The sequence below is a fragment of the Mesorhizobium sp. WSM4311 genome (assembly GCF_002295115.1).
Taxonomy (GTDB): domain Bacteria; phylum Pseudomonadota; class Alphaproteobacteria; order Rhizobiales; family Rhizobiaceae; genus Mesorhizobium.
Genome location: NZ_NSFV01000005.1, coordinates 398,188 through 413,170, shown reverse-complemented (window position 1 = coordinate 413,170; position 14,983 = coordinate 398,188). Strand labels below are relative to the sequence as shown.

11 protein-coding genes are annotated in these 14,983 nt (G+C 65.4%); 2 read left to right on the top strand and 9 right to left on the bottom strand.

The window, feature by feature from the left end; genetic code table 11:
• Positions 1-168 precede the first annotated feature (168 nt).
• From CK226_RS16220 to CK226_RS16205, 4 genes are all read right to left on the bottom strand, one after another.
• Positions 169-1,518, bottom strand: coding sequence for an EAL domain-containing protein (locus CK226_RS16220; RefSeq protein ID WP_095773360.1), 1,350 nt, complete (start codon positions 1,516-1,518; stop codon positions 169-171).
• Between the two features lie 210 nt (positions 1,519-1,728).
• The gene (locus CK226_RS16215) at positions 1,729-3,528 is read right to left on the bottom strand and encodes a GtrA family protein (protein ID WP_245437762.1); all 1,800 of its coding nucleotides are present in this window, start codon (positions 3,526-3,528) and stop codon (positions 1,729-1,731) included.
• Between the two features lie 133 nt (positions 3,529-3,661).
• Complete coding sequence (locus CK226_RS16210; protein ID WP_095788595.1) at positions 3,662-4,069, bottom strand: GtrA family protein; 408 nt, start codon at positions 4,067-4,069, stop codon at positions 3,662-3,664.
• The gene (locus CK226_RS16205) at positions 4,066-5,310 is read right to left on the bottom strand and encodes a glycosyltransferase family 2 protein (RefSeq protein ID WP_095792418.1); all 1,245 of its coding nucleotides are present in this window, start codon (positions 5,308-5,310) and stop codon (positions 4,066-4,068) included. The genes CK226_RS16210 and CK226_RS16205 overlap by 4 nt, the downstream gene beginning before the upstream one ends.
• A gap of 223 nt (positions 5,311-5,533) precedes the next feature.
• Here CK226_RS16205 and gshB point away from each other — a divergent pair, with 223 nt between their 5' ends.
• Together gshB and CK226_RS16195 are read left to right on the top strand one after the other, a co-directional pair.
• Entirely contained in the window at positions 5,534-6,478 is a 945-nt protein-coding gene (gene gshB / locus CK226_RS16200; RefSeq protein ID WP_095773365.1) for a glutathione synthase, read from the top strand.
• Positions 6,479-6,660: 182 nt separating this feature from the next.
• Positions 6,661-8,193: a YifB family Mg chelatase-like AAA ATPase gene (locus CK226_RS16195; protein ID WP_095792417.1), complete on the top strand. Its 1,533-nt coding sequence runs from the start codon at positions 6,661-6,663 to the stop codon at positions 8,191-8,193.
• A 16-nt stretch (positions 8,194-8,209) separates the two neighbouring features.
• Here CK226_RS16195 and CK226_RS16190 read toward each other — a convergent pair whose 3' ends face one another.
• The 5 genes from CK226_RS16190 to CK226_RS16165 form a co-directional block, all read right to left on the bottom strand.
• Entirely contained in the window at positions 8,210-8,839 is a 630-nt protein-coding gene (locus CK226_RS16190; protein WP_095792416.1) for a TetR/AcrR family transcriptional regulator, read from the bottom strand.
• 128 nt (positions 8,840-8,967) lie between these two features.
• Entirely contained in the window at positions 8,968-9,558 is a 591-nt protein-coding gene (locus tag CK226_RS16185) for a DUF308 domain-containing protein (RefSeq protein ID WP_095792415.1), read from the bottom strand.
• 378 nt (positions 9,559-9,936) lie between these two features.
• On the bottom strand, positions 9,937-12,120 hold the full coding sequence (locus tag CK226_RS16180; RefSeq protein WP_095792532.1) for a malate synthase G: 2,184 nt from the start codon (positions 12,118-12,120) through the stop codon (positions 9,937-9,939).
• Between the two features lie 299 nt (positions 12,121-12,419).
• Entirely contained in the window at positions 12,420-14,462 is a 2,043-nt protein-coding gene (locus CK226_RS16170) for a hydantoinase/oxoprolinase family protein (RefSeq protein WP_095792414.1), read from the bottom strand.
• A gap of 176 nt (positions 14,463-14,638) precedes the next feature.
• Positions 14,639-14,941, bottom strand: coding sequence for a cupredoxin family copper-binding protein (locus tag CK226_RS16165; RefSeq protein ID WP_095773371.1), 303 nt, complete (start codon positions 14,939-14,941; stop codon positions 14,639-14,641).
• Positions 14,942-14,983: the final 42 nt, after the last annotated feature.

Sequence of the window (14,983 nt, the reverse complement as noted above, 5' to 3'; positions counted from 1 at the left end):
AGGACGCACGGCGCTGTAGGCGTGAACGGCGCGCATCCTAGCCACGCAAGTCGCGCGGGCAAGGGCGAAACGTCGGATTTGCAGGCTCATGTCGGACAAAACGACAATGCGCCGCAGTGGAAGCGCGCCGCGACATCGGCGGAATGCTGACTACGTCGAAATCGCCGGTCAGATCGCCTTGGCGCGCAGGGCGCCGCGGAAGGAATCGCGGAGATAGCCGAGCGTGGCGTCGGCATCGACCGGCTTGCCAAAGAGATAGCCCTGCCCGCCGGCGCAGCCGAACTGGACAAGGCGATCGGCCTGCGCTTCCTCTTCGATGCCTTCGGCGACCACGTCCATGCCAAGCCCTTCGCACATGGCGAGAATGGCGCGGATGATGTGTTCGGACGGGCGGTCGTCGAGAATGGAGGAGACGAAGGCGCGGTCGATCTTGAGCTTGTCGAAATGGAATTCGCGGAGGCGGCCGAGCGAGGACTGGCCGGTGCCGAAATCGTCGAGCGAGACGCGGATGCCGACGCGGCGCAGATCCTCGACGATCTGCGCGGCCGAGGCCGGGTCGTTCATCAGGCCGGTCTCGGTAATCTCGATCTCGAGGCGGCGCGGATCAAAGCCGGTGCGGTCGAGGATCGCCAATATGTGCAGGCCGGTGTTCTGGTCGACGAGCTGCGAGGGCGACAGGTTGAAGGACAGGAACAGGTCGCTCGGCCAGTTTCTGGCCGCCTCGGTCGCCTTGCGCAGCACGAGCTGCGACAGCGGGCCGATGATGCCGCGCTCTTCGGCGATGGGGATGAAGACGGTCGGCGGCACGGCGCCGAGGTCCCGATCGGTCCAGCGCGCCAGCGTCTCGAAGCCGATGGTGCGGCGCGTGGTGAGGTCGACGATAGGTTGGAAATGCGGCTCCACCTCGCCGGCCGAGACGGCGCGGCGCAGAGCCTGCTCGATGCGGGTGACGCGCTTGGCCGCCTCTTCCATCTCGCGGGTGTAGACGACGACCCGGCCACGGCCGGAGCGCTTGGCGTGGTAGAGCGCGGTTTCGGCCTTGTTGATGAGGATCTCGGTGGTCTCGTCGCCGGAATAAAACAGCGAGCAGCCGACCGAGGCCGACAGCCTGGCGGTGCGTTCGCCGACATCGTATGGCGCCGACAGGATCTCGATCAGCATGCGGGATTTTTCCGCCGCCGCTTCCTCGGAGAACACCAGCGGATAGAGGAAGGCGAATTCGTCGGCGCCGATGCGGCAGACCGTCGAATGGCCGTCCATCGAGGCGCGCAGCCGCATGGCGACCTGGATCAGGATGTCGTCGCCGGCCTTGTGGCCGAACAGATCGTTGATCGGCTTGAAGCCGTCGAGGTCGAGAATGCCGACGGTGAAAGGCGCGGGATCATCGGCGCGGTCGCTGATCAGGCGATCGACCTTGTCGAAGAAGCGGCGATGGTTGCCAAGCCCGGTCAACGGATCGGTGAAGGCCAGATCCGTGCTCTCCCTGTTTGCCTGACCGGTGCCAAACGGAGTTTGCATCGGTGTCCCTGTTTTTGACGTCGGAATTTATATCGGAGACTGGCAGCAAACCCTTTAGGAAACGTATCTCGAAAATCGATTTTTTTGCGGCCGGGACACGATCCGGAAAACGCAATCCGGTTTCCCCGGCGATGTTGTCGCGGCAAAGAGCCGGACGCCCAGGGAAAGCCGGCTAAGCTGAGCGTCAAACCCTTGTTTTCGCGGTGATTTTCAGCCGCCAAGCTTGACGCGATAGAGCTCAAGCAGGGGCCTGCCCGTCTCCGCCACCGGCTCCAGCCAGTCCGGCACGTCGCCGCGCGCCAGCCTGGCCAGGAATCCGTCAGGCGCCCTGCCGACGAGCAGGCGGGTTTCCGGGTTGCCACGGCAGAGCGCGACAAGCCCGACATGGTGGCTTTCGACCACCGACCTGGCATCGGCGTCCGATCCGAGGAAGGTATCGAGTGCAAGCAGGTTTCCCGCGACGTTGCGATGATACGGCCCGGCGAAAACGCGATGTCCGGAATAGGCCAGGATGGGCGATCCGAGATTGGAAATAGCGAGCACGGCGGTGTCCGGCAGCTGGCTGAGCGCCGCAAACGAGGTCTTGCCTTGGCAGTTCCCATTGACACTGGCGCCGTTGACGGCCGCACTGGTTTCGAAGGCGCTTGACGCAGCCACGGCCGCGCACGCCCAGAGTGCATTGACCGAAACCAGCCAGGCCGCGGCCACCCTGAGCGCGGAGCCGCGCGACGGGCTGGCTTCGGCCCGCTGCCGCCATTTGGCGATCCAGGCGCAAAGCGGGATCACCGCCAGGGCAATGGAGAAGGTCGAGCCGCGCACTTGCCAGGCACTGACCAGGAACGCCACCACCAGCAGCGCGCCAACCAGGCTGTCCTGCCGCCGCGAGCCGCCACGACCGAGGCCAAGCGCCATCAGCAGGATCGCCACCAGTGGCGTGGCAAAACGCTCTACCACCGCGACCCGATTGTAGATGACAAGCTTGTACAGCGACTGCGCCTCTTCGATGTTGTCGAGCCACAATTCCCTGAGGCGCGGATCGAGGTTCGCATAGGGAGCCGCCAGGCATTGCGGGAAAAGCGACACCACGACAGCGGCAAGCACCACGCCAAGCAGGCCGAGTGCCACGAGACGCCGGCCGAGCGTGGCTTTGGCCATATCGAGCGATGCCGCGGCGGCGAGGCCGCATCCGGCGAGCGCGGCCACCACGAACTGCACTGTCGAAAAGGCATCGCATTGCGGCTGGCCCCACGCCGACGGGGCGATGGTGGTGACGAAGACCAGCCCTGAAACGCCGGCAAAGCCAAGGCCGAAATCCCTGGCGATCCGCCCCTCGCCGCCGGGGTCGGCGACAAACAGCAAGGCAATGCACGCGCCGATGGTGGCGACGTAGGGCGCCGTTTCCATGCCGACGGCCAGCATCAGCGCCGCGCACAGGCCCGCGAGCAGCGCGGCCCAGCGCTGCACGGGTGCATCGAGCAGCAGGCTCAGGCAGGCCATGGTCAGCGTCAGCTGGACATTGTGATGATCGAGCGAGCCGGGCGAAAAGATGCCGATGAAATGCAGCGCCGCGGCGCCGATGACGACGGCCGGCAGCACGGCGGCGGCACCGGCGAAACTGCGCGCCGCGCGGGCGGTAAAGAGCAAAGCGAGGGAGAAGAGCAGTGCCGGCCAGAGCACCTCGGCGATTGTCTCGGCCCTTGCCATGCTGCCGGTCAGCGCCGAGGCTACGAGAACGATGGCGGCAAGCGGTGCGTCGACCAACCGCGACCAGTGCATGACGAAGCCGCCTTCGAGACCCATCCGGTACTGATGCAGGTCGAACCAGCCCTGGCCGGCCAGCATGTCGCGAACCTCGACCAGGCGCAGCAGATTGTCATTGTCGCCGCCGGCGTCGGTCAAGTCACGGAATCCGCTGAGAGCGCTGACGGCAACCATCACCAGCGTGGCGACGAGCACGAGCGCGAGGTCGTTATACCGTGACGGACGTGGCGTGGCCTCGGCGGAGATCATGGTCTTGGCAGGAGTCACGGGACGGCCTCTGGGCGCTCTTTTCGTGCCGGAAGTTATCGCGAACTCACTGCGCAAATCTTAAACCAGCCTTGCGCTTCGTCGCATCGCGTCGACGGGCCGCCGTCGAATGCCTTCACGCGGCTCTTTGATCGTCGCGAAACACCCAGACCGATGAGAGCACATAGCTCGCGGCGCTTGCGGCGATCGTGATGATGGCTGACATGATCAGCGGCGAGGCGGAAAATATCGACACCGCGACATGGGCGGACAGGCCTGCGAACCCTGCGCAGACCAGCTGGGTGGCGAGATACCGTGGCAGCGCATGGGCGTGGTCGTGCCGTCCCTCGAACGTCCAGCCACGCTGTGCCGAATATGCCACGACAAAGGCCAGCATGTAGGCGATGACGCTTCCGACGAATGGCGGCATCCCGGCCGACACCAAGGCCCATGACAGTACGAAAAGCAGCAGCGCCGCGCCAATGCCGACGATGACAAATCGGACAAGCCGTATGGCGGCGAATTTTCGTAGAAGCCGGCTCATTTTTCAGCAGGCGCGGCGGCTTCGCCTGATCCGCCGGGCTGGCCGGCTTTCAGCCGCTTGACCGGAATCTCCAGGACACCGAGCAGGAATGCCGAAAAGAAGGCCTGGAACGAAATGACGATCAGGCTCAGGCCCAGCACGACGATGCGCGGGATTTCGGAATCGTTCAGCGGGCCGAAGCCGAGATGCGCCCAGCGCAGCACCGCATAGCCGAAGAACAGGACACCGCCGGCAAAGCAGATGCCGGCATTGGCGGCAAGACGGTCGGTGCTGATGGTCCTTCTCAGCCAGTCGGACCCGCGGCTGCGCGGCAGGATGCCGGTGATCTCGGCATAGTATCGCGATATGGCGCCGAAGGTGATGAGCTGGATGCCGGTGATGATCATGAAGCAGGCGGCGACGAAAGTGTTGAGGTCGAGCGAAAGATTGTCGATCACCCGCAGCGGTCCAAACACCAGAAGGGCCGCGAACAGCGTGCCCAGGCCGCACAGCGCCGCGCCCGGGATGAAGAACATCCAGCGCGGATTGTAGACGAGCAGGAATTTGAGATGCCGCCAGCCGTCACGCCAGGTCCTGAGATGCGGGGGCCGGCTGCGGCCGTCGGGCTTGAGCGTGGTCGGCACTTCCTCGATGCGCAGCCCGGCAAGCGCGCTGCGCACCACCATTTCGCTGGCGAATTCCATGCCGGTCGTCTGCAGGTCGAGCTTGCGGATGCTCTCGGCGTTGAAGCCGCGTAGGCCGCAGTGGAAGTCCCCGGTCTTGATGCGGAAAAACAGGCGGCCGACGAAGCTCAGCACCGGATTGCCGAGATAACGATGCAGCGGCGGCATGGCGCCGGTTTCGATGCCGCCCTGGAAGCGATTGCCCATGACCAGGTCGGCGCCGTCGCGCAGGCGCGTCATGAAGGCATCCAGCGCGCCGAAATCGTAGCTGTCGTCGGCATCGCCCATGATGATGAAGCGTCCCCTGGCGGCGGCGATGCCGCCCAGCAGGGCCGCGCCATAGCCCTTCTGCGCCACCGGAACGACACGGGCGCCGCCCTGGGCCGCGATCTCCTGCGAGCCATCGGTGCTGCCATTGTCTGATATCAGCACCTCACCCAGGATGCCGGCCTTGTCGAGGAAGGCCCTGGCCTTGCCGATGCAAACGGCCAGCGTCTCGGCCTCGTTGAGGCACGGCATCAGGATGGTGAGTTCAAGCTGGTCGGTCGCGGCGGCGCGGATGGCGGTGAGCGCGTTCATGGTCGTTGTTCCATCGAGGACCCCCATCCGGCGCCTGCCGTTGGGGTATTCGAGGCTTATTCTTGTACGGCAAGGCTTAAGAAAACGATGACGCGGCCGCTTGCCTTGTCGCGATCGGGCTGGCGGGGGTTGCGTCCTGCCGTTGCCGTTCTTCAGACGTCGCGATTGGCAGAAGGCGCGGCGACCCTTATATCGCTCTCGTCGACTGCGCTGGGGACCCGCCATGAAGCTGAAAATCGCCGTCCAGATGGACCATATCTCCACCGTGTCGATCGCCGGCGACACTTCGTTCGCGCTGTCGCTGGAAGCGCAGAGGCGCGGCCATCAATTGTTCCACTACACGCCCGACCGGCTGTCGCTGCGCGACGGCAAGGTGTTTGCGCGCATCGAGGAATTGCAGGTGCGCGACGAGAAGGGCAGCCATTACTCGTTGGGCGAGAAGGTGCGCACCGATCTGTCGGAGATGGACGTGGTCCTGCTGCGCCAGGATCCGCCCTTCGACATGAACTACATCACCACCACGCATATCCTCGAGCGCATCCACCCGAAGACGCTGGTGGTCAACGACCCGGCCTGGGTGCGCAACAGCCCGGAAAAGATCTTCGTCACCGAGTTTGCCGACCTGATGCCGGACACGCTGATCACCAAGGACAGCCAGGAAGTCGCAGCCTTCCGCAAGGAGTTCGGCGACATCATCGTCAAGCCGCTCTACGGCAATGGCGGCGCCGGCATCTTCCATCTGCACGAGGCCGACCGCAACCTCGCCTCGCTGCTCGAAATGTTCGGCCAGATGTTCCGCGAGCCCTATATCGTGCAGCGCTATCTCAAGGACGTGCGCAAGGGCGACAAGCGCATCATCCTGATCGACGGCGAGCCGGTCGGAGCCATCAACCGCGTTCCGGCCGAGCACGATTCCCGCTCCAACATGCATGTCGGCGGCCGCGCTGAAAAGACCGAACTGACCGAGCGCGAGCGCGAGATCTGCGCCCGCATAGGCCCGTCGCTCAGGGAACGCGGCTTCATCCTGGTCGGCATCGACGTCATCGGCGACTACATGACCGAGATCAACGTGACCTCGCCGACCGGCGTGCGCGAGGTGCAGCGCTTTGGCGGCGCCGACATCGCCAGCCTATTCTGGGACGCGGTCGAGGGGAAGCGGCGCAAGTAGGCAGTTTTCAGTTCGTATTAACCATGTTCCGCCTTTTCAACCGGGCTCAATCCGGCTGCAACCATGGCGATTGCCTTGTTCTCGTAATGTTCTTGCTTTGACCGGCAATCTGTGATTGTCTTCTGCCGGGGCCAGGTTCCAGGCCTATCGCATGGGTTGCGGCCCATATCCGGGGTGGGAAAATGGTGGCGCGGGTTCGCACGGTCGCTTTCCAGGGCATCGAGGCCGTGCCGGTCGACGTGCAGGTGATGATCGCGCCCGGCAAGGTCGGCATGCAGATCGTCGGGCTCCCCGACAAGGCGGTGGCCGAAAGCCGCGAGCGGGTGCAGGCCGCGCTCCATGCGTCGGGCCTGTCGATGCCGTCGAAGAAGGTGACGGTCAATCTGGCGCCGGCCGACCTGCCCAAGGAAGGCAGCCACTACGATTTGCCGATCGCGCTTGGCCTGATGGCCGCGCTTGGCGCCATTCCGGGCGACATGCTGGCCGGTTATGTCGTGCTTGGCGAATTGTCGCTCGACGGCACCATTGCCGCCGTCGCCGGTGCCTTGCCGGCGGCGATCGGCGCCAATGCCGAGGGCAAGGGCCTGATCTGTCCGTTCGCCTGCGGGCCGGAAGCGGCGTGGGCCGGCAAGGATTTCGACATTCTGGCGCCGCGCAGCCTGATCGCCATCGCCAATCATTTCCGCGGCACGCAGGTGCTGTCGCGGCCGGAGGCCGGCATCCACGCCGCGGCGCGCGACCTGCCCGACCTCGCCGACATCAAGGGCCAGGAGACGGCCAAGCGGGCGCTGGAAGTGGCGGCGGCCGGCGGCCATAATCTTCTGATGGTCGGCCCGCCGGGCTCGGGAAAATCGATGCTGGCGCAGCGGCTGCCGTCGATCCTGCCGCCCCTGATGCCGAAGGAATTGCTCGAAGTCTCGATGATCGCCTCGGTGGCAGGCGAGCTCGGCGAAGGCAAGCTGACCGACCGGCGGCCGTTCCGCGCGCCGCACCATTCAGCCTCGATGGCGGCGATGGTCGGCGGCGGGTTGCGCGCACGACCTGGCGAAGTGTCGCTCGCCCATCACGGCGTGCTGTTCCTCGACGAGTTCCCCGAATTCACGCCGCAGACGCTGGATGCGCTGCGCCAGCCGCTGGAGACCGGCGACTGCATGATCGCGCGCGCCAACCACCGCGTCACCTATCCGGCGCGCATCCAGCTGGTGGCGGCGATGAACCCGTGCCGCTGCGGCATGGCCGGCGAGCCGGGCTATCGCTGCCTGCGCGGCGAGCGCTGCCGCACTGATTATCAGGCACGCATTTCCGGTCCGCTGCTCGACCGCATCGACCTGCGGATCGAAGTGCCTGCGGTCTCGGCCAGCGACCTGATAAGGCCGGACCGGGCGGAGAAGAGTGCTGATGTGGCGCTGCGCGTGGCACGCGCCCGCACCTTGCAGCGCGAGCGTTTCGAACGGCTCGGCGTGACCAGCGCCACCACCAACGCCCATTGCGCGCCCTCCGTCATCGAGGAGATCGCCATGCCCGACGCGTCAGGCCTGTCGCTGCTCAAGGACGCCAGCGAAAAGCTCGCCTTTTCGGCCCGGGCCTACCACCGCGTGCTGAAAGTGGCGCGCACGCTGGCCGATCTCGACGCCAGCGAAATCGTTGGCCGCATCCATCTGGCCGAGGCGATCTCCTATCGCATGAGTTCGGAGCGCGTGGCGCAGGCGGCGTAGGCGAAGGCATCCGCAGCTACGCCAGGTCCGTTGCTCCGGGCCGATCCGTCTTTGCCCGGATCATTCGGTCGGGGATCAACTTCTGCAGCGTCGGCGTCAGGATCATGCCGAAGGTCAAGACATCGCCATAGGCTCGCGCGGAAAGCATTGCGCCATGCACGGTCGCCATGAAGGCCTCGGCCTCAACGCGTGGCGAAGCGGAAATTGCCAGCGTGCCTTTGTCGGCACCGCGCTCGATGACGCCAGTCAGCCATCCCGAGAGAAACTGAAAATACGCCCGGACTTCAACGGCAAGCTCCGGTGGAAGGGCCGGCAGCTCGCTGGCAAGCAGTGCGCAGACGCAGAACGGCATGCTCGCATCCTCGATGCACCGGGCCCAGATACCGGCATAGGTGCGAAGCAACTCCGGCGGCTCGGGGACATCGCGCTCGAGCCCTGCCATGCCCGTGACGGCATCCTCGAGGTAACGCTTGAGAAGGGTCTGCACGAGGTCGACCTTGCTGGGGAAATGGTGATGGATGCTGGCTTTGCGGATGCCAACCACCTCGGCGATATCGGCGTAGCTGAAGCCATTGTAGCCGCCGGCGACGATGAAGCTTCGCGCGGCGGCCAGGATCTCATCGGCGGTGTTCGAAGGCTTGCTCATGACTTGCTCCGGCGGAGGGCTCCTCTGCACTTAGAGCGGTTCGCCGTTTCATGGAAACCGGCGAACCGCTCTAACTCTTGTTTTGACGCAATTCCCAAGGGAAAGCGCTTACACTTCCTGGAATCGCTCTAGCTTGCGACCCGCGGTGACTTGCGAAGGATGTCGCTGACCGACAGCCATAGAGCGGACACGAGGAAGTAGAAGGCGCCGAACGCGGCATAGGGCGCGACATTGGCGATGCCAATGATCTCCGTGCCGCCGGCCATCTTGACGAAGAAGAGACCCGCCAGCGCCGATTGGGCGCCGCTCAGGATCATCGGCCATTGCGCACCGTTGGTTTTCCAGCGCCGCGCCGCGGTCAGGAGCTGAAATACGCCGGAGACAACGGCCCAGACGCCGTAGACCGAAAGCACCGCGTTCATGCTGTGACCGAGCGCGATGGCGACGGCAATCGTGGCGAGGATGCTGACGGCGAAGTTCAGCAACTGCGACTTGTTGCGGCCGAGCCCGCCGGTACGCTGGGCGTCGATGTAATTCGCGAGCGCGTCCCATGCAGGGTAGGCAACCAGCATGGCGGCGGCGAGCGGCGGGCTGCTTTTCGCGACGGTGAAAGCCACCGCAACCCAGGCCGCCGATACGGCAAACCGCAGATAATAATAGCTTTTGAGCCAGCCGTTCGATGTCGCGGCGCGGCTCTGATCATTCATTTGTCCAGACATGGTGGGGATCTCTCGTTTCACTTCCTACCAACTAGTAGGTAGCCCAGTGACCGTCAAGGCGCCTGGAAACGATTGCCGGTCACCTCGACATCGCATTTGTGTGATCGGCGCTCGATCTCGTGGCGCCAGTTCGCTGTCCAACCAATTGTAGCGCCGCCCCTCATCCGCCTGCCGGCACCTTCTCCCCGTATAGTGACGGGGAGAAGGGAGCTGCTGCGCCCTCGGCGCTCTTCTTGCGACATTGATGATTGGCGAATCGGCGATAGAAGCGTCTTTCTCCCCGTCACTACGGTGTCACTACGGGAGAAATGCCCGGCAGGGCAATTGAGGGGCAGCGCGGACCGACGATACTTGGTCGACCCGTTGCGTCAGGCCGTTTCAACGCAAATCCGCTTGATCCTGCTTCGCCTTCAGTTCCAGCCGCCGCGCGTGCAGCACCGGCTCGGTATAGCCGTTGGGCTGGCTGGTGCCCTTGAACACCAGGTCGCAGGCGGCCTGGAAGGCGATGGACGTGTCGAAATCCGGCGCCATCGGCCGGTAGAGCGGATCGCCGACATTCTGGCGGTCGACGATGGCCGCCATGCGCTGCAGGGAATCGCGCACCTGGATCTCCGAGCACACTTTGTGGCGCAGCCAGTTGGCGATGTGCTGCGATGAGATGCGCAGCGTGGCGCGGTCTTCCATCAGCCCGACATCGTTGATGTCGGGCACCTTCGAGCAGCCGACGCCCTGGTCGATCCAGCGCACGACATAGCCCAGAATACCTTGCGCATTGTTGTCGAGTTCGCGCTGGATTTCGTCCGGCGTCCAGTTCGGCCGCACGGCCACCGGCACGGACAAGATGTCGTCGAGCCTGGCCTTCGGCCGGTTCTTCAGCGCCGCCTGCACGGCGTGCACGTCGACCTTGTGATAGTGCGTGGCATGCAGCGTCGCGGCCGTCGGCGACGGCACCCAGGCGGTATTGGCGCCGGCCTTGGGATGCGCGATCTTCTGTTCCAGCATCGCCGCCATCAAATCCGGCATCGCCCACATGCCCTTGCCGATCTGGGCATGGCCGGCCAGCCCGCATTCGAGCCCGGTGTCGACATTCCACGCCTCGTAGGCGGAGATCCAGGCGGCCTGCTTCATGTCGCCCTTGCGGATCATCGGGCCGGCTTCCATCGAGGTGTGGATCTCGTCGCCGGTGCGGTCGAGGAAGCCGGTGTTGATGAACACCACGCGTTCCCGCGCGGCGCGGATCGCCTCCTTGAGGTTAACGGTGGTGCGCCGCTCCTCATCCATGATGCCCATCTTGATGGTGTTTTTCGCCATGCCGAGCAGCGCCTCGACCCGGTCGAAGATCTCGACGGCGAAGGCGACTTCCTCCGGCCCATGCATCTTGGGCTTCACGACATACATCGAGCCGGCGCGGGAATTGGCGTGGCGGCCTTTCGGCCCGACATCGTGCAGCGCGATCAGCGCCGTCAGCGCGGCGTCCATGATGCCTTCGGGCACTTCGTTGCCGTCGCGGTCCAGGATCGCCGGATTGGTCATCAGGTGGCCGACATTCCTGACCAGCATCAGCGAGCGGCCGGGCACGGTGAGCTGGCCCCCGGCCGGCGCGGTGTAGGCGCGGTCGGGGTTGAGCTTGCGGACAAACGTCTTGCCGCCCTTGCTGATCTCCTCGGCGAGGTCGCCCTTCATCAGGCCGAGCCAGTTGCGGTAGACGACGACCTTGTCCTGCGCATCCACCGCCGCGACCGAATCCTCGCAGTCCTGGATGGTGGTCAGCGCCGATTCCAGGATGACGTCGGCAATGCCCGCCGGATCGGTGCGGCCGATCTGGTTGGCGCGGTCGATGACGATCTCGATGTGCAGGCCGTTCCTGGCCAGCAACACGGCATCGGGGTTGGCGGCGTCGCCGCGGAAGCCGGCGAATTGCTTGGGATCGGCGAGTGTCGTGACACCGGCACCCTCGCCCAGCCGCAGCATGCCGTTGACAAACGACAGCCCGTTGACGCCGGCCCATTTGCCCGAGGTGAGCGGCGCCGACTGGTCGAGGAAATCCTTGGCCCAGGCGATGACTTTGGCGCCGCGCGCCGGATTGAAGCCCTTGCCCTTTTCGGCGCCGCCGGTCTCGGGAATGGCATCGGTGCCATAGAGCGCATCGTAGAGCGAACCCCAGCGCGCATTGGCAGCATTGAGCGCATAGCGCGCATTCATCACCGGCACGACCAGCTGCGGTCCGGCGACGACGGCGATTTCCGGATCGACATTCTCCGTCGACACGCTGAAGGCCGGCCCCTCGGGAACGAGATAACCGATCTCTTTCAGGAAGCCCCTGTAAGCCTCCATGTCGACGGGCGCGCCATTGTCGCGATACCAGCCGTCGAGCTTTTCCTGCATGGCGTCGCGTTTTTTGAGCAGCGCCCGGTTCTTGGGCGCCAGGTCGTGGACGATGGCCGAAAAACCGTTCCAGAACGCATCGGCGGCGATGCCGGTGCCGGGCAGGGCCTCGCCAGCCACAAAATCATGCAGCTCGCGGGCAATCCGCAATCCGGCGATCTCGATGCGATCGGTCATCAGTTTGTCTCCAGACGAAAGGCTCGGGCGCGCCTTTGGCATGTCAGGTCTACAGGGTCAATTCGGCTTAAGGTGAAGGGGACGTTTAGGCAAGGTTGGCGAAGCAGCCGATCTCCCTCCTTGTGGGGGAGATGCCCGGCAGGGCAGAGGGGGGCGTGAAGGATCGCAACCTTTACCCTGTGATCGATTTGAGACCGGGCCAAAAGGCTTGATTGAAAACCACAGATAGGTCGGCGGGACAGCGCCCCCCTCTGGCCTGCCGGCCATCTCCCCCACAAGGGGGGAGATCGCTCTCATCCTCACACGGCGATCCTTGGCCGTCCCGAGGCCACCGCCACCACATGCGCTTCGATGAACATGCGCTGGGCTTCCACCGTGGAAACCTTGAATTCGGTCGCGACGTCGATCTCGGCATTGTCGGTGCCGGCGTCCCGGGCGCGCCCGGCGACGATGGCCCGCACATCGGCCTCGGCGGCCGCGATCGCCGCCGCCTCGTCGAGGAAATCACGCACCGTCTCACCCGAGGCAAGCCGGAACAGCCCTTCCCTTGGCTGGCTGACCCGCGCCTCGGCCGAGACCCTGACCTGGCCGACGACGGCGCCAAGCGCGTTGGCGACATCGGTGTCCTCGGGCACCACGCAGTCATTGCCGACCAGGGGCGCCAGGCCGGCATAGTGCAGCGGCGCCGAGGCGCCGAGGCCGATGACAGGGCGGTCGAGCGCGACGCTCAGCCGGGCGATGCCGGGATGGGCATCGACGGCACGCTGCACGAGCGCGTGTGCCACTGTCGCCGCGCCATCGAGCCCGTCCTCGGCGAAGGCGGTTTCGAGGATGTATTCGGCCGACCAGCGCGTCAGCGTCACCAGCACGCGCTCCGAGATTATCTCCGGCGACCCGGCAATAGGCTGGCCGCGGCCGTCGCGCTTGCGGGCGAACAGCTCGGCGCCGAGGCGCGCGGTGGCGGCATCCCAATTGGCCTGTTTACCCATCACATGCGCCGCGTCCGAGGGGGTGAAGCCTGAGATATGCACCAGGCCGCGCGAGACCAGCCGGTTCAAGGTGGCGTTCTGGGCATTCGACGTCAGCAGCCTGTCGAGGGCCAGCGGGGTCGCGCCGATCGCCTCGTAAAGCCGCGCTTCCGGAGCGGTCAGCCCGGCGGCAAGCCTGTCCGGCACGCCGGTGCGAACCGCGAAGCGGCCGTCCATGCGGCCGGGATTGGGCGAACGCAGCTGGCGTTCGAGCTCCGATTTGACGGCCTCGCCATGCGCCATGCCAGCCAGCGCCAGCGGCACCAGGCGGCGCGGCCCAAGCAGGATCTTTGGATTGAGCGCGCCGTCCTCCAGCGCCACTTCGGAATCGCCGCCAAGGCCGAAGGTGCGCATGGCGACCGCCTCGACCATGGTGCGGAAGCCGCCGACGGTGGCGCCTTCGGGATCCAGGCGCGGCCGGCCCTTGTCGAGCACGGCGACATCGGTGGTGGTGCCGCCAATGTCGGAGACCACGGCGTTGTCGAGCCCGGTCATGTGGCGGGCGCCCACCAGACTGGCAGCCGGACCGGACAAAATGGTCTCGATCGGCCGCTGGCGGGCGAACGCCGCCGAGACCAGCGCGCCGTCGCCGCGCACCACCATCAGCGGGGCGGCGATGTCGCGGGCTTGCAAAAACCCTTCGGTCGCGGCCACCAGCCGGTCGATCATCGAAATCAGCCTGGCGTTGAGCAGCGTGGTCAGCGCCCGGCGCGGGCCGCCGAGCTTGGCCGACAGTTCATGGCTCGCGGTGACCGGCAGGCCGGTTCTGTCGCGGATCAGCTCGCGGGCGGCGATCTCGTGCGCCGGGTTGCGGGTGGCGAAATAGGCACAGACGGCAAAGCCGGACACCGAGGCGCCGAGTTCCGGCAAGGCCTCTTCCAGCCCTGACAGATCAAGCTTGGCGGCATTGCCGTGGACATCGTGGCCGCCCGGGCAAAACACCACCGGATCGGTGCCGAGCGCCGTCTTCAGCCCGTCGCGGGCGAGGTCGGCTTCGGAAAAGCCGATCATGACGAGCGCGACGCGACCACCCTGGCCCTCGACCAGCGCATTGGTGGCAAGCGTCGTCGACATCGAGACCAGTTTGATCGCGGCCGGATCGGTGCCGGCCTTTTCGAGCACCGCGTCGACCGCGCCGGAAATACCAACGGCGAGATCATGCCTGGTGGTCAGCGCCTTGGCCTTGGCCAGCACCTTGCCCTTGTTCGGCTCCTGCTGCGGGCCTTCGGTCTCGGACCACAGCACGGCATCGGTATAGGTGCCGCCGGTGTCGATGCCGAGGAACAGGGGTTTTGGCTTGGTCTTGGCGGTCATTGGCAGTCCGGGCGGTGGGGAATTTTGCTTCCCCGCCCTTAGCCTATCGCGGCCGGCCGATAAAGCCACGAGCGCTGGGCCAACACGCGATGACCGCAATAGGAGCCTCGATCTCCCCCTGGGAGGAGATCGGCGGCCTTGACCACAGCGCCAGGGACCCTCTGGCGAGGATGCCGCTATTTGGCTGTGACAATGCCCTTCATCGAGCTGTGGATCGCACAATGGAATGGATGTGCGCCGGCAGCCGATACCTTGACCTTGGCGCTCTTGCCGGTGGCGAGGTGGCCCGTGTCGAAGGAGCCGTCGAGCGCCGTGGCGGTGTGCGTCATCGGGTCGGCATTGGTGAAAGTGATGGTATCGCCAACGGCGGCCGAGATTTTCGCCGGGTTAAATTTCATGCCCTTGATCTGGACCGCATGATTGGCGGCATAGGCGGGCATGGCAAAGGCAAGCAGAGCAAGAACGAGCATGGTGCGCATGATGGATTTCCTCCTGAACGCGAACCCTCATCCTGCACTAAC

Excerpts from the sequence above, each read along its gene's own strand:
- CK226_RS16220 (WP_095773360.1), bottom strand. The coding sequence starts at position 1,518 with ATGCAAACTCCGTTTGGCACCGGTCAGGCAAACAGGGAGAGCACGGAT.
- CK226_RS16215 (WP_245437762.1), bottom strand. The coding sequence starts at position 3,528 with ATGATCTCCGCCGAGGCCACGCCACGTCCGTCACGGTATAACGACCTC.
- CK226_RS16210 (WP_095788595.1), bottom strand. The coding sequence starts at position 4,069 with ATGAGCCGGCTTCTACGAAAATTCGCCGCCATACGGCTTGTCCGATTT.
- CK226_RS16205 (WP_095792418.1), bottom strand. The coding sequence starts at position 5,310 with ATGAACGCGCTCACCGCCATCCGCGCCGCCGCGACCGACCAGCTTGAA.
- gshB (WP_095773365.1), top strand. The coding sequence starts at position 5,534 with ATGAAGCTGAAAATCGCCGTCCAGATGGACCATATCTCCACCGTGTCG.
- CK226_RS16195 (WP_095792417.1), top strand. The coding sequence starts at position 6,661 with ATGGTGGCGCGGGTTCGCACGGTCGCTTTCCAGGGCATCGAGGCCGTG.
- CK226_RS16190 (WP_095792416.1), bottom strand. The coding sequence starts at position 8,839 with ATGAGCAAGCCTTCGAACACCGCCGATGAGATCCTGGCCGCCGCGCGA.
- CK226_RS16185 (WP_095792415.1), bottom strand. The coding sequence starts at position 9,558 with ATGTCTGGACAAATGAATGATCAGAGCCGCGCCGCGACATCGAACGGC.
- CK226_RS16180 (WP_095792532.1), bottom strand. The coding sequence starts at position 12,120 with ATGACCGATCGCATCGAGATCGCCGGATTGCGGATTGCCCGCGAGCTG.
- CK226_RS16170 (WP_095792414.1), bottom strand. The coding sequence starts at position 14,462 with ATGACCGCCAAGACCAAGCCAAAACCCCTGTTCCTCGGCATCGACACC.
- CK226_RS16165 (WP_095773371.1), bottom strand. The coding sequence starts at position 14,941 with ATGCGCACCATGCTCGTTCTTGCTCTGCTTGCCTTTGCCATGCCCGCC.